At 45.2% G+C, this 15,014-nt stretch carries 9 protein-coding genes; 1 reads left to right on the top strand and 8 read right to left on the bottom strand.

Annotated features, from left to right (window positions below; translation table 11 throughout):
- Positions 1-39: 39 nt before the first annotated feature.
- The 4 genes from ACO6VG_RS19320 to ACO6VG_RS19305 all read right to left on the bottom strand — a co-directional run bounded on the left by ACO6VG_RS19320 (position 40) and on the right by ACO6VG_RS19305 (position 6,774).
- Entirely contained in the window at positions 40-1,635 is a 1,596-nt protein-coding gene (locus ACO6VG_RS19320) for a WD40 repeat domain-containing protein (RefSeq protein WP_422475193.1), read from the bottom strand.
- Between the two features lie 91 nt (positions 1,636-1,726).
- Entirely contained in the window at positions 1,727-3,301 is a 1,575-nt protein-coding gene (locus tag ACO6VG_RS19315; RefSeq protein WP_422475191.1) for a WD40 repeat domain-containing protein, read from the bottom strand.
- 155 nt (positions 3,302-3,456) lie between these two features.
- The gene (locus ACO6VG_RS19310) at positions 3,457-5,022 is read right to left on the bottom strand and encodes an F-box/WD repeat-containing protein (protein WP_422475189.1); all 1,566 of its coding nucleotides are present in this window, start codon (positions 5,020-5,022) and stop codon (positions 3,457-3,459) included.
- Positions 5,023-5,208: 186 nt separating this feature from the next.
- Positions 5,209-6,774 carry an F-box/WD repeat-containing protein gene (locus ACO6VG_RS19305; protein WP_422475187.1) on the bottom strand — a complete coding sequence of 522 codons (1,566 nt, stop codon included), beginning with the start codon at positions 6,772-6,774 and terminating at the stop codon, positions 5,209-5,211.
- Positions 6,775-6,877: 103 nt separating this feature from the next.
- Here ACO6VG_RS19305 and ACO6VG_RS19300 point away from each other — a divergent pair, with 103 nt between their 5' ends.
- Positions 6,878-7,108, top strand: coding sequence for a hypothetical protein (locus ACO6VG_RS19300; protein ID WP_422133812.1), 231 nt, complete (start codon positions 6,878-6,880; stop codon positions 7,106-7,108).
- Here ACO6VG_RS19300 and ACO6VG_RS19295 read toward each other — a convergent pair.
- The 4 genes from ACO6VG_RS19295 to ACO6VG_RS19280 form a co-directional block, all read right to left on the bottom strand.
- Positions 7,084-8,670, bottom strand: a complete 1,587-nt coding sequence (locus ACO6VG_RS19295; protein ID WP_422475184.1) for an F-box/WD repeat-containing protein — start codon at positions 8,668-8,670, stop codon at positions 7,084-7,086. The two genes, ACO6VG_RS19300 and ACO6VG_RS19295, sit on opposite strands and share 25 nt — an antisense overlap.
- A gap of 187 nt (positions 8,671-8,857) precedes the next feature.
- The gene (locus ACO6VG_RS19290) at positions 8,858-10,441 is read right to left on the bottom strand and encodes an F-box/WD repeat-containing protein (protein ID WP_422137997.1); all 1,584 of its coding nucleotides are present in this window, start codon (positions 10,439-10,441) and stop codon (positions 8,858-8,860) included.
- A gap of 102 nt (positions 10,442-10,543) precedes the next feature.
- Entirely contained in the window at positions 10,544-12,145 is a 1,602-nt protein-coding gene (locus ACO6VG_RS19285; protein WP_422475181.1) for a WD40 repeat domain-containing protein, read from the bottom strand.
- Positions 12,146-12,334: 189 nt separating this feature from the next.
- Positions 12,335-14,821: an ankyrin repeat domain-containing protein gene (locus ACO6VG_RS19280; protein WP_422475179.1), complete on the bottom strand. Its 2,487-nt coding sequence runs from the start codon at positions 14,819-14,821 to the stop codon at positions 12,335-12,337.
- Between the last annotated feature and the right edge of the window lie 193 nt (positions 14,822-15,014).

Raw genomic sequence — 15,014 nt, 5'->3', positions numbered from 1 at the left:
GTTGGAGACAGTTTCGGAACGAAAGTTCATAACAGGTTGTTAAGTGCAACTGACAAAGTTTCTTTCGGTGCATGCAGGAGGGTGTCTTTTGGTGACAGCAGACAACGAATGATACCAAAGCAGTTCGGTGATTCTCACGCTGGCATCCCAACCTGCGGTGATCACACGATGGCCATCGTCGTTAAAAGTCGCTGATGATATCCAGTTAAAATGGGCAATGCTGGCTATTTCTGACCATGAGCCATCGGCCTTCTGAGCAATGATTTTGGCCGTTGAGTCACTGCTGGCAGTCACAATATGGCGGCCATCAGGGCTGAAGATGGCTGATATGACCCAGGCCCTATGATAAAAGATGGCTTTTATTTCCCATGAGCCATCGGACTTTCTGCCGTAAATTTTCACTGTGTCATCTTTGCTGGCAGTGACTACATGACGGCTGTCCGGGCTGAAGTTGGCTATCTTGACATGATCCTTGTGGTCAATGATGGCCTTTAGTTCCCATAAACCTTTGTCGTTCTTACCGCAGATTTTCGCGGTGTGATCCCTGCTGGCAGTGACCACATAGCGGTTATCGAGACTGAAGCTGGCTGAATTGACTATGTCATTATGGTGAATGATGGCTTCTAATTTCCATGGTCCATTGTCCTTCCGGGAATGGATTTTCGCTGTTTTATCCCAACTGGCGGTGACCACATGGCGGCCATCGCTGCTGAAGGTAGCTGATTGGACAAAATCATCATGGCAAAAGGTGGCTGTTAATTGCCATGATCCATCGTCCTTCTGGCTATGGATTTTCGCTGTCTTGTCCCAACTGGCGGTCAACACGTGGCGGCTATCGGCACTGAAGGTGGCTGATTGCACCGAATACTCATGGGTAATGATGGCTTTTTGTGTCCATGATTTATCGCACCCCAGACCATATATTTTTGTCGTACCATCATAACAGGCAGTCACCAGATGCTGACTATCGGGACTGAAACTGACTGAGTTGAGCTCACGGTTGTGTGAAATGAGGCCTTTTTGTGTCCATGATCCATTGGCCTCCTTGCCGTAGATTCTCACTATATTACTGGCGCTGGCCAGATGGCGGCCATCGGCACTGAGGGCGGCTGAGTTGATAGTTCTCTCTTCCTCGATGATGGAATTTGTTACCAGTTTAAACCTTTCATCATGAGACATCAGCTTAGCCCTGGTGAAATACAAGAGAGCAGGAAAATAAACACTTTCCCGTCGCCCCACCAGTGAATTGACTAACTCTTTGTCATTCGAAAACGACTGCAACCAATCACGGAGCTGATAGTCATTTTTTCTGCTGATGGTCATGCTCAGTTGATGCTGATGGGGTGAAGGAAACCGGCGATACCAGGCTTTTGCCAGAGCGTTATCCTGTTCGACAAGATCGCGAAGGTAGATACATACCTGTTGTAAACTGCGAATATCCCTAAGCTTCAAATAACGAAAAACCCTGGAAAGAGATAATAAGGATAAATGCTGCAGTGAAGGTTTTTCATTTTTTTCTGTGTCAGTCAGACTGATGGTTCTGCCCGCACGGGTAGCCGCATCTGTTCTTGATTGAGCTTGCACAGGTGGTGAATAAAAGCCTTCAATGCTGGAGTTATTACCTATCCCATTCATGGTTTGTTCCCAGAGACTGAGTATTTATCCTTGATTAACAATTACCATTGAGCTGGTTAATTGCCGAATGGCGTCTCTCAGTGAACAGCATTCAATTATTTCTCTGAAGTTCATTGATTTGCACTGTTCCATCCCAACTGGCGGTTACCACATAGCGATTATCGGCGCTAAAGTTGGCTGTCGTAATCCTGTCATAATCGCTGATGCTGGCTCTTTCTGACCATGACCCATCGATCGCCTGAGCAATAATTTTTACTATACCGTTATCGCAAGCCGTCGCTATAAGTTGGCCATCAAGGCTGAAGGTGGCAGAACACACAGCGTCAGAATGTTCAATCACGGCTTTTATTTGCCATGATTCATTAGCGTCCAGGTAGTAAATTTTCACTGTACCATCATGACTGGCAGTCACTATATGGCGGCTATCGGGGCTGAAGGCAGCTGAGTTGACAGAATCCTCGTGGTCAATGGTGGCTATTTGTACCCATAATCCATTGCTATCCCTGGTAAAGATTTTCGCCTCTTTGTCTCTGCTGGCAGTCACTACATAGCGGTCATCGGGGCTGAAGCTGACTGAATTGATCGTTTTTTTATGGGAAATGATACCTTCTAAGTCCCAGGATCCATCGGTCTTCCGGCTATGGATGTTCGCTGTGTGATTCCCCCAGGTGATTACCAAATGGTTGCCATCGGTGCTGAAGGTGGCAGATATCTCATTGGCGTCATCGGCCCTCATGAATTTACATGATTCGATAGGATCCCGGGAAAGGCTGGCTGTTACTGCCCATGATCCATCGTCCATCCGGCTATGGATTTTCGCTGTGTGATCCCGAAAGACGGTTATCACATGGCAGCCATCGCTGCTGAAAGCGGCTGATTGGACAATACCATCATTGCGCAGGGTGAGGGTGGTTGATAATGCCCATGATTCATCGGACCCCAGGCTATATATTTTCGCCGTGCAATCGCTGCTGATTGTTAGCAAATGCAGACCATCAGGGCTGAACATGGGTGGTTTGACCCTGCAGTTATGGGGAATGCTGGTTTTTTTTACCCATGATCCAACACTCTTATGGTCATAGATAGTTGCCTCATGGTTATCATTGGCAGTCACAAGATGACGGCCATCGACGCTGAGGGCGGCTGAGTTGATCAAACTATTTTCGTGAATAGTGGCTTCTGTATTCAGATTAAATGTTTCACATTGAGACATTAGCCGGGTTCTGGTGAAATATAACAGCGCAGGCGAATAATCGCTCTCCAGCGAGAGATTTGCCATTGACTCGGCTAACGCCTTATCTTCCATAAAGGGCTTCAACCAATCACGAATTTGATTCCTGTCTTTTGCATTGATGGCCGTATTCAGTTGCTGCTGGTGTGCTGAAGAAAACTGGCTATACCAGGCTTTTGCCAGAGCATTCTGTTCTTTGAAAGCCGTTCCAAGGCGCTCGCGTGTCAGTGTTGTATTGTCAATATCTCTAAGCTGCAAACAGCGAAAAATCATGGAAGGTGAGAATAAAGACAGTAGTGATGGTCTTTGCTTTTTTTCCTCACCAGCAACAGTGACGCTCCTGCCCGCGCTGTCATTCGCTGGTGTTGCCAGTCGAGCTAGCTTTGGTGGTGAGACCGGACCTTCAACGAAGGGATTATTATCTATTCCGTGCATGTCTGACTCCTGAAAAATTTGGAATTATCTTCGTCCAATAGAGACGTTCGAAAGTTAATCATTCAGGTTAGAAACTGTTTCGGAATGATAAGTTCAAAACATTGTGTTAAGTGCAACTAACAAAGTTTCTGTCTTTTCGCCTGCGCAGAAAGATGTCAGACAATGACAGCAGGTAATGAATCATTCATCCGTAGTTCAGTGATTTGCACCTCACAGTCCCTGCCGGCAGTAATCACTTGGCTGCCATCGGCGCTGAAGGTAGCATATAAGACGTTGCCTTTGTGGTAAATTCTGGCTTTTTCTGACCATGATCCATCGTCGTTCTGGCCGATGATTTTCGCCGTTCCGTCCCAGCTGGCAGTGACCAGGTGGCGGCTATCAGGGCTGAAGCTGGCTGAATTGACCCCATCGTCATGGTTAAAGGTGGCTTTTTTTATCCATTTTTCATCAGCGTTCAGGTAATAGATTTTCACCGTGCAGTCGTTACTGGCAGTGAGCACGTAATGGCCATCGGGACTGAAGTTGGCTGACTTGACAGCACAATCGTGTTCAATGGTGATTTCTGGCAGCCATGACCCATCGGCCTGCCTGCCATAGATTTTCGCTGTGAAATCACGGCTGGCGGTCACGATATAGTGACTGTCCGGGCTGAAGTTGCCCGTGTAGACGAGACTTTTATGGGGAATGATACCTTTCACTTCCCATGATCCATCGGTCTTCTGACTGTGTATTTTTGCTGTGTAATCAAAACCCGCTGTGACCAGATGGCAGCCATCGGCGCTGAGGGCGGCTGATTCGATACGTGCATTATGGGAAAGGGTGGTTGGTAATTCCCATGATCCATCGTCTTTCAGGCCATGGATCATCGTCGTTCCGTCCCTGCTGGTAGTCAAGACATGGCGCTCATCGGCAATGAAGCTTAATGAATGACGATTATTTGCAAGGGTCGCTTTATGTTTCCATGACCCATCAGCCTCCTTGTCATAGATTTTCACTGTGCCATCGCTACAGGCGGTCAACACACGGTCACCATCGAGGCTAAAAATAACTGAGTTGACCCAGTCCTCATGGGGAATGGTGGTTATATTTTCCCATGATCCGTCAGTCTTATAAACGTAGATTTGCGGCGTTCTTTCTCTTGGGTCTTCAGCGACGGTTACCATATGGCGGCCGTCAACACTGAGGAGAGCTGTTCTGATAGCCCTGTCTTCCTTGATGGTGGCTTTATTAACCAATTTAAAGGTTTTACACTCGGACATCAGCCTGGTCTTGGTGAAATATAACCGTGCAGGTAAATAAACACTCTCAGGTTTGCAATCTTTGAACGACGTCAGTACCGCCTCATCATTAGTAAATGACTGCAACCAGGCACGGAGTTGATTCCCATTTTTTGTATTGATGGTTTTCCTGAGTTGATACTGGTGTGGTGAAGAAAACTGTCGATACCAGGCTTTTGCCAGAGCGTTATCTTCGTTGATAAGGTCGCGAAAGCGGGTACATACTTTTGTTAAGCTGCTAACATCCCGAAACTTCAAATGAGAAAAAATCATGGAAAGTGATAATGAAGATAAAACCTGCAATGAAGGTTTATTCTCGATTTCCTTGTCGGGTTCAGTGACGATCCTGCCCGCGCAGATAACCTTTGGTGTTTCCAAACGAACTTGCCCGGGTGGTGGTGAGTGTGAACCTTCAGGGCTCGATTTATTATCTATTCCATGCATATTTTGTTTCCCTGAAAGTGAATACTTATCCCTGATTGGCAAAGACGTCCAATATTGATTCAGGTAGTTAGAATCGGATTTAGAGGGAAAGTTCATGACATGTTGTTTAGTTCAACTAACAAAAACAGGACTCTGATTCCGGACAATGGTTAATAATTTCTATCTTTCAACACAGGCAGAATGGCGTCACTCAGTGACGCTAAACAATGAATGATTCTTCCGCAGTTCAGTGATTTTGACCGAGCGGTTGCTGGCGACGCTTACCACATATTGGCCATCGGTGCTGAAGCTGGCTGAGTTGATCCAGCAGCCATCCTTGTGGGAAATGCAGGCTTTTTCTAACCATGTCCCATCGTCCTTTTTGCCAATGATTTTCGCTGTTCCGTCATTGCCTGCGGTCACTACATTCCGGCCATCAGGGCTGAAAATGCCTGAGAAGACTCCCTGTTCATGGACAATGTTGGCTTCTGGCTGCCATGATCCATCGGCTCTCTGGCTATGGATTTTTACCGTGCCTTCCAAACTGGCAGTTACCACATAGCGGCTATCGGGGCTGAAGTTGGCTGTGAGCACACGGCTAATATGGTGAATGGTGTCTTCTGGTTCCCATGACCCATCGGCCTTTTGGCCATTGATTTTTGCCGTTTTATCCATACTGGCGGTCACCACATGGCGGCCATCGGGACTGAAGGCGGCTGAGATGACCATATCAAAATGGGGAATGGTAGTTTTTTCTCGCCATGATCCATCGGTCTGCTGAGTATGGATTTTCGCCGTGTCAACTAAACACGCGGTTATTAGGTGGTAGCCATCGGGGCTGAAAGTAGCAAATATGATCGGACTGTTCGTGAGTATAGTGGCTTCACTTTCCCAGGACCCATCGTCCTTGAGGCCATAGATTTTCGCCGACATATCGGAACTGGCGGTCACCACACGGCGGCCATCGGTGCTGAAGGTGGCTGATTGGACTTTTTTGGTATGGGAAATGCGGCCCACTGGTTCCCAGGACCTGTCGGCCTTAAGGCCGTAAATTATAGCCGTGCCATCTTTACTGGCAGTCACCACATGGTCACCAGAGGGGCTGAAGCTGGCAGAAGTGACCGCTTTGGCATGAGGAAAGATGGCCTCTGGTTGCCATGATCCGTCAGGCTTATTGACGAAGATTTTTGCTGAGTCATTAATACAGGTGGTGATCATATGGCGGCCATCAACACTGAGGCTGGCTGAAGTTACCTGTTCATTTTTCTTAATCTTTGATGCTGTAACTAATTTAAACGTTTTACATTCAGACATCAGTTTACTCTTGGTGAAAAAAAACAGAGCCGGTACATAAACTTCCTCCGGGTTGCGGTCTGCCAGTGATTTCACCAGTGCCTGATCACTGGTAAACGACTCAAACCAATCATAAAGTTGATTCTTGTTTTTTGCAGTCATAGACATCTTCAGTTGGTACTGGTGTGACGAAGAAAACCGACGATACCAGGCTTTTGCCAGAGCATTATCTTCTTTGACAACCTTGTGAAGGAAGTTACATACCTGTTCTAAACTGCGGATATCCCGGAGCTGCAGATAACGAAAAATCCTGGAAAATGCTAATGAGGGTAATTTCCGCAATGAAGGTTGATCCTCCATTTTCTCGTCAGGTACCCTGATACTCCTGCCCGCATAGGTACCCCTTGGTGTTTCCATACGAACTTGCTCAGGTGGTAAGAGCGAAACTTGAGTTCTGGCGTTATTATCTGTTCCATTCATATTTTTTTCTCTGAAAGCAGGTAGCTATCCTCGATGAGCAACGATGTTCAATATTCATCCAGCTGCTTAGAGTTGGTTTTAGAATGAAAGTTCATGACATCTGGTGAAGTTTCTCGTCATTCCCGCGAAAGCGGGAATCCACACTGACTCACCACCAGAACCATACTGCCCGGTGCCCCCCGGCCTTGTCATCCCCGAGAAGGCAGAGACCCACTGTTGGCGCTGGATTCCCGCCTTCGCGGGAATGACGACTTCAGAGCGTGAGAACGAGCTGTTGAAGTTTTGCGACACCCTCTTGAGTAAGAAAAATCACAAGATGGTACAGATACGCTGAAGAAGGGGTGGGGCAGCAGGCAATAAATCACTCCACTGTAGTTCAGTGATTATCACCTTGTTGCCACCAGCGGTCACCACATGACTGCCACCGTCGCTAAAACTGGCTGACATAACCCGGTATCCATGGGAAATGCGGGCTTTTTCTAACCATGACCCATCGCGCTGCAGACCAATGATTTTCGCTGTGCCATCATTACTGGCGGTCACCAAATGGCGGCCATCAGGGCTGAAGGCCGCTGAGCTGACAGGATCATTATGTTTAAAGGTGGCTTTTATTACCCATGATCCATTGTTTTTCTGGCGATGGATTTTCACTGTATTATCCCAACTGGTGGTGACCACATGGTGGTTATCGGGGCTGAAGGTGGCTGATAGAACCGTGTGATCATGGGAAATACAGGCTATTTCTAACCATGAGCCATCGGGCTGCTGACTAATGATTTTCGCCGTGCCATCTTCGCTGGCAGTCACCAGGTGGCGGCCATCAGGGCTGAAGGTGGCTGAACTGACACGATTCTGATGGTTAAAAGTGAAGGCTGCTTCTTCCCATGATCCATCGGTTTTCTGGCGATGTATTTTCACTGTCTTGTCCCAACTGGCGGTGGCTACATGGTGGCCATCGGGGCTCAAGTTGCCTGAGTAAACAGCTTCATTATGGAAAAATGTGGCTGTCAATTGCCATGATCCATCGTCCTTCCGGCTATGGATTTGCGCCGTTCTGTCCGAACTGTTGGTTATCACATGGCGGCCATTGCTGCTAAAGCTGGCTGCCAGAACCGAGTCATTATGGAAAATGCAGGCTTTTTCTGACCATGATCCATCGCACCCCAGACGGTATATTTTCGCTGTGCCATCCCAACTGGCGGTTAACACTTGCTCCCCATCGGGGCTGAAAATAGCTGAGACGACCCTTCTTCCATGGGGAATGGTGGTGTTTGTTTCCCATGATCCATCAGCCATGCGGCGGTAGATTTTTGCTGTATAATCGAAACTGGCGATTAACAGATGGCGGCCATCGACACTGAGGGCGGCTGAGTCGACACATTCATTTGCGTGAATGGTATCTTTTCTCACCAAATTAAATATTTTATATTCGGACATCAGCCTGGCTCTGGTGAAATATAACTGAGCAGGCACAGAAGCCCCCACCGGGTTGAGGTCTGTGAGTGACTTCAACAACGCCTGATTATTTGTGAACGACTCTAACCAATCACGGAGTTGAGTACCATCTTTTGTTTTGATGGCTGCCCTTAGTTGATACTGCTGTGCTGAAGGAAACCGACGGTACCAGGCTTTTGCCAGAGCCTTATCCTCTTTGACAGCCTCGTGAAGAAAGGTACAGGTACGTTCTATGCTGCGGATATCCCTAAGCTCCAAATAGGAAAAAATCATGGAAAGTGATAATGGGGATAAAAACTGCAATGAAGGTTTATCCTTTCTTTTCTGGTCAGGTACCCTGACCCTCCTGTCTGCATGGTTACCCTCTGGTGTTTGCAATTGAGCTCGCTTGGGAGGCGAGTGTGAAACTTCAATTCTGGGGTTATTGTCTATTCCATTCATATTTTTTTCTCTGAAAGCAGGTACGTATCCTCAATGAGCAGCGACGTTTAATATTGATCCAGCGGTTTAGAATCGGTTTTAGAATGAAAGTTCATGACATGTTGTTAAGTGCAGCTAACAAAATTTATTTTTTTCAACACAGGCCGTATGGTGTCACTCATTGACCACCCGTGTTGAGTAAGAAAAATCACAAGATTGTACAGATACGCTGAAGAAGGGGTGGGGCAGCAGGCAATAAATCACTCCACTGTAGTTCAGTGATTATCGCCGTGTTGTCACCAGCGGTCACCACATGACTGCCATCGTCGCTAAAACAGGCTGATATAACCCAGTATCCATGGGAAATGCAGGCTTTTTCTAACCATGAGCCATCGAGCTGCAGACCAATGATTTTCGCTGTGCCATCATCACTGGCGGTCACCAAATGGCGGCCATCAGGGCTGAAGGTCGCTGAGGTGACAGGATCCTCATGTTTAAAGATGGCTTTTTCTACCCATTTTCCATTATTTTTCTGGCCGTAGATTTTCACTTTGCAATCACTGCAGGTCACCAAATGACGGCAGTCGGGGCTGAAGCTGGCTGATAGAACCTTCTTATCATGGGAAAAGCAGGCTATTTCTAACCATGAGCCATCGGGCTGCTGGCTGATGATTTTTGCTGTGCCATCGTCGCTGGCGGTCACCAGATGGTGGCCATCAGGGCTGAAGGCGGCTGAACTGACTCGATCCTGATGGTAAAAAGTGAAGACTGCTTCTTCCCATGATCCATCGGTCTTCTGGCGATGGATTTTCGCTGTCTTGTCCCAACTGGCGGTGACCAGATGGTGGCCATCGGGGCTCAGGTTACCTGAGTAAACAGCATTATCATGGAAAAATGTGGCTGTCAATTGCCATGATCCATCGTCCTTCCGGCTATGGATTTGCGCCGTTTTATCCGAGCTGTTGGTTATCACATGGCGGCCATTGGCGCTAAAGCTGGCTTTTATAACCGAGCCATTATGGAAAATGCAGGCTTTTTCTGACCATGACCCATCGCACCCCAGACGGTATATTTTTGCTGTGTCATCCCAACTGGCGGTTAAAACTTGCTCCCCATCGGGGCTGAAAATAGCTGTGCGGATCCTTCTTCCATGGGGAATGATGGTGTTTGTTTCCCATGATCCATCAGCCATGCGGCGGTAGATTTTTGCTGCATAATCGCAGTTGGCGATTAACAGATGGCGGCCATCGACACTGAGGACGGCTGAGTCGACTGATTCATTTTCGTAAATGGTGTCTTTTCTCACCAAATTAAATATTTTATATTCGGACATCAGCCTGGCTCTGGTGAAATATAACTGAGCAGGCACAGAAACCCCCACCGGGTTGAGGCCTGTGAGTGACTTCAACAACGCCTGATTATTCGTGAACGACTTTAACCAATCACGGAGTTGAGTAGCATCTTTTGTTTTGATGGCTGTTCTTAGTTGATACTGCTGTGGTGAAGGAAACCGACGATACCAGGCTTTTGCCAGAGCGTTATCCTTTTTGACAGCCGTGCGAAGGATGGTACAGGTAAGTTCCAGGCTGCGGATATCTCTAAACTCCAAATAGGAAAAAATCATGGAAAGTGGTAATGGGGTTAAAGCCTGCAATGAAGGTTTATCTTCTATTTTCTGGTCAGGTACCCTGACGCTCCTGTCTGCATGGTTACCCTCTGGTGTTTGCAAATGAGCTCGTTTAGGAGGCGAGTGTGAAACTTCAATTCTGGGGTTATTGTCTATTCCATTCATATTTTTTTCTCTGAAAGCAGGTACGTATCCTCAATGAGCAGCGACGTTTAATATTGATCCAGCTAGAATCCAACCATTGACCACCCTGTTGAGTAAGAAAAATCACAAGATTGTACAGGTACGCTGTAAAAGGGGTGGGGCAGGCAATAAATCACTCCGCTTTAGTTCAGTGATTTTCACCATGTGGCCACCAGCGGTCAGCACATGACTGCCATCGTCGCTAAAGCTGGCTGATAGAACCCAGCCATCATGGGAAATGCAGGCTTTTTCTACCCATGACCCATCGGGCAGCTGACCAATGATTTTCGCCGTGCCGTCGTCACTGGCGGTCACGAAATGGAGGCCATCAAGGCTGAAGGCGGCTGACCTGACGCGACCCTTATGGTGAATGATGGCTTTTACTAGCCATGATCCATTGTCTTTCCGGGCGTAGATTTTCACTGTGCCATCATAGCCGACAGTCACCAAATGACGGCAGTCGGGACTGAAGGTGGCTGATTCGACAATAGCATTATGGAGAAATATGGCGGTTAATTCCCATGAACCATTGTCTCTGCGGCTATGGATTTTTACAGTGCAATCACTACTGGTGGTCACGAGATGGCGGTTATCAGGGCTGAAGGTGGCTGATAAGACACTACTCTCATGGTCAATGATGGCTTCTTCTTCCCATGATCCATCGGTCTTCCGGGCAAGGATTTTCGCCGTACTATCCCAACTGGCGGTGACTGCATAGCGGCTATCAGGGCTGAAGCTGGCCGATTCGACACCATCATTATGGGAAAATGTGGCTGTCAATTGCCATGATCCATCGTCTATCTGGCTATGGATTTGCACCTTTCCATCCGAACTGTGGGTTATCACATGTTGGCTATCGGCGCTAAAGTTGGCTGATAGAACCATGGTATCATGGGAAATGATGGCTTTTGGTTGCCATGATTCATCCAGTTTCCATGCTTCTTCGTACCCCAAACTATATATTTTTGCTGTGCCATCGCGGCTGGCGGTCAACACATGCTTCCCGTCGAGGCTGAAAATAGCTGAGTAGACAAAGCTTTTATGGGAAATGGTGGTTACTTTTTCCCATGATCCATCAGTCATGTGGCGATAGATTTTTGCCTTGTTTTGGTAATTGACGGCTACCAGATAGCGGCCGTCGGAACTGAGTGCGGCTGAGGCGATACGTTTTTTTCCGTGAATGGTGGCTTTTGTCAGCAAATTAAATGTTTTACATTCGGACATCAGCCTGATTTTGGTGGAATATAACCGGGCAGGGAAACAACTATCCTCGCGATCGAGATTTATGAGTGACTCCACCAACGCCCGGTCATTCGAGAACGACTCTAACCAATCACGAAGTTGATTATCATCTTTTGTTTTGATGGCAGTGCCTAGTCGACACTGCTGTGCTGAAGAAAACCGACGATACCAGTCTTTTGCCAGAGCCTTATCAGCTATGACAGTCTCGCGAAGGGGGGGACAAACCCGTTCTGAACTGCGGATATCCCGAGGCTCCAAATCGTGAAGAATCATGGCAGATGATGACGGGGATATAACTGATAATGAAGGTTTTTCTTTTTCTTCCCAGTCAGATACCGTGATGCTCCTTCCTGCCCTTGTAATCGCTGATGTTTCCAATCGAGCTCGTTTGGGTGGTGGCGAGTGAGGGCCTTGAACGATGGAGCTATTGTCTATTTTATTCATGTTTTGTTCCTTGAAAGTGAGTATTTCATCCTTGATAAGCAAGGGGCGCTATAGTTGATACTTGAATTTAGATTCGATTTTTGCAGGGAAGTTCATAACAGGTTGATAAGTAAAACCAACAAAATTTTATTATCTGACACTGGCAGAATGGCTGATTTCCAGGATGGTGCGTAACTTGAGTTATTTAAATCAGCTCATTTTTTGTATTTTCGGAGGTGTGGCTCCGTCAGTCGAGGTGTTAGTGAACGGACGCTTAGATGATTTCATTGTATTCCCACTATTTGTTGGGAAAGCACCGGCTGTTGAAACAACATCGGACAGAAATTCGACAATTGTATGAGCACCTTTTTTTCTTGCATAATCTAATGGACTATCACCTTCAGTTGTTAACTGGTCAAGAGTGAAGTCAGATCGTTTTAATAGTAATTGGATGAAACTTAGTGAATCAGACTCAATAGCTGCCATCAGTACAGTTTTTTTGCAGCCTTTTTTCTGAAGAAGTGTTTTTCTATTGCTGATCGCCTCTTCAACTTTTTCACGTGCTTTATCATTATTGTGAGAAGTTTTATTGTACTCGCCAATTAATGCCACAATGTCATCTCCGTGAAATTCAACTCCCACTCTTGTATCTTTCAGATTATCTGCCAATGTCTCTATGTCACAAAATTGCTTCTCGTTTAGCCTCCTCTTTATAAAGCTACGTACTGTTATATCGCGTTTAATGGGCTGATCAATATTGGCACCCAGATTGATTAGTTTGTTAATAATCTCATAGCTTGTTGAATCAATTCTTCTCTGACGGGCAATATGGCATAATGCGGTCTTGCCCCGAAAGTCTTTAGCATCAACGCAGAGTTTATGACAATCTAATAGGGACTTAATTATCTCAGTAAAATCACTATTGGTATTCTTGTCTTTGCTTTTCTTGAAACAGTCAATAGCTACTTGGAGCGCTGTTTTTCCTTTGAGGCCGGGAGCATTGATATCTTGTTTTTCTATTAATATCCTGACAACCTTCACGGCAGTATTCTGGATAGCATAAATAAGTGGTGTTTCATTGTTGGCTTTTAAATTATTAATACCTAGGCGATTTATCATTATTTTCATCAGATCTGGTGTGTCGGTTTGGATAATCGACGTTAATAATCTTTCTTTGTAGTTATCTTTCAGATCACTAGCCTTGAGTGACAGCATCTCTTTTCTTATTATTTCATAAGCTTCGAACCGATCCATGTTGGGAAGTCTGTTTAGTTTGGCAATCGATGGTATTAATGGAAATCGGCCATTTCTAAAGTCTTCCAGATTATCTGCCAATGCCTCTATATCATAAAATTGCTCCTTATTTAGCCTCCCCTTTATAAAGTTACGTACTGTTATATCGCGTATAATGGGCTGATCAATATTGGCACCCAGATTGATTAGTTTGTTAATAATCTCAAGGCTTGTTGAATCAATTATTTTCTGAAGGGCAGTATGACATAATGCGGTCATACCCTCAGAGTCCTTAGCATCAACGCAGAGTTTATGACAATCTAATATGAACTGAATTATCCTAGTAAAATCACTAATAGAATTACGATCGGTAATCATATCTTTCCTTTTCTTGTAACAGTAAATAGCTACTTGGAGTGGTGTTTTTCCTTCGAGGCCGGGAGCATTGATATCTTGTATTTCTATTAATATCCTGACAACGTCCACGGCAGCATTCTGGATAGCATAAATAAGCGGTGTTTCATTGTTGACTTTTAAATTATTAATACCCAGGCGATTTATCATTATTTTCAGCATATCTGATGAGTCGGTTTGGATAATCGACATTAATAATCTTTCTTTGTGGTTATCTTTCAGGTCACTAGCCTTGAGTGCCAGCATCTCTTTACTTATTTTTTCACGAGCTTTGAGTTCATACCAGTTGGGAATTTTGTTTATGTTGGCGATCGATTCTATTAAAGAGTCAATAGTTAATTCATGGCTAATACCCTTTTGACTTCTGGAGTTCTCTGTTTTCTCGACATCCCATAAGTTTTTTATGTGATCGATAATACGGAGTCCATTGCTTAAAATGCAGGAATATAAATCGCTATTCTTACCAGAACATCTATCAGGATGAAAATATTTTGTTAACGTTTTAATAATGTACTCTACATTTAAATTGTCTGCATTTTGATCAATCTTCAATATGTTGGCTAACAGAAACTTGAATATTTTTTTTTCGTTATAAGTTATTGTAACTTCGTTCTCAATTTTATTTAAAATTGATTCTATGAAGTTTTCGACACCTTTAAGTTCTCTTAAAGATTCTTTTAAATTGATCCTCTTTGATCTATGTTCCTTGTTGAGTTCTTCTAAAGCGTCTTGTATTTCTATTGAATCAGCAATATTACTCTCTATCGTTCTGCAGAAATTTTCGGCATGCTTGTTTAATCCATCAAAAAAATCAGAGGTTTGAGCAAGGGTGGGTAATATATGAATGAATTCGATAGTTCTTTTATTGATAGGTGGGTCATTCGGAAGTTTATTGGAAAATTTAAGGCTCTGCTGACTATAAACTTCCATAAGTCTAATTTTTAAAAAGCGTCCCACAGATCTGCTGTTGCCTGAATGAATCAGGCAGCCACCTGTGTTATGTTCGTCAAACAGAACCTTTGAAATCAAACCAAGCGCTTCCATGTTCATAGTTATGTACTTCCTTTCATTAATTTTTTGTAAATGGTTTTTAGACTTTATTATTGATTAGGTCATCCGTTAGACTTTTACTTCTACTAAAAGTTCAATTAAGAGAATTTTGACTCGTGCCCACGGACCAGAGAGGCTGTCGCAAAACACTGGTTCCCATGCTTTTAGACCCTGTGGGTCCCAGCGTGGGAAC

It is taken from the genome of Endozoicomonas sp. ALB032 (genome assembly GCF_049310125.1).
Classification (GTDB): Bacteria; Pseudomonadota; Gammaproteobacteria; order Pseudomonadales; family Endozoicomonadaceae; genus Endozoicomonas_A.
This window is presented reverse-complemented; position numbering and strand designations above follow the sequence as displayed.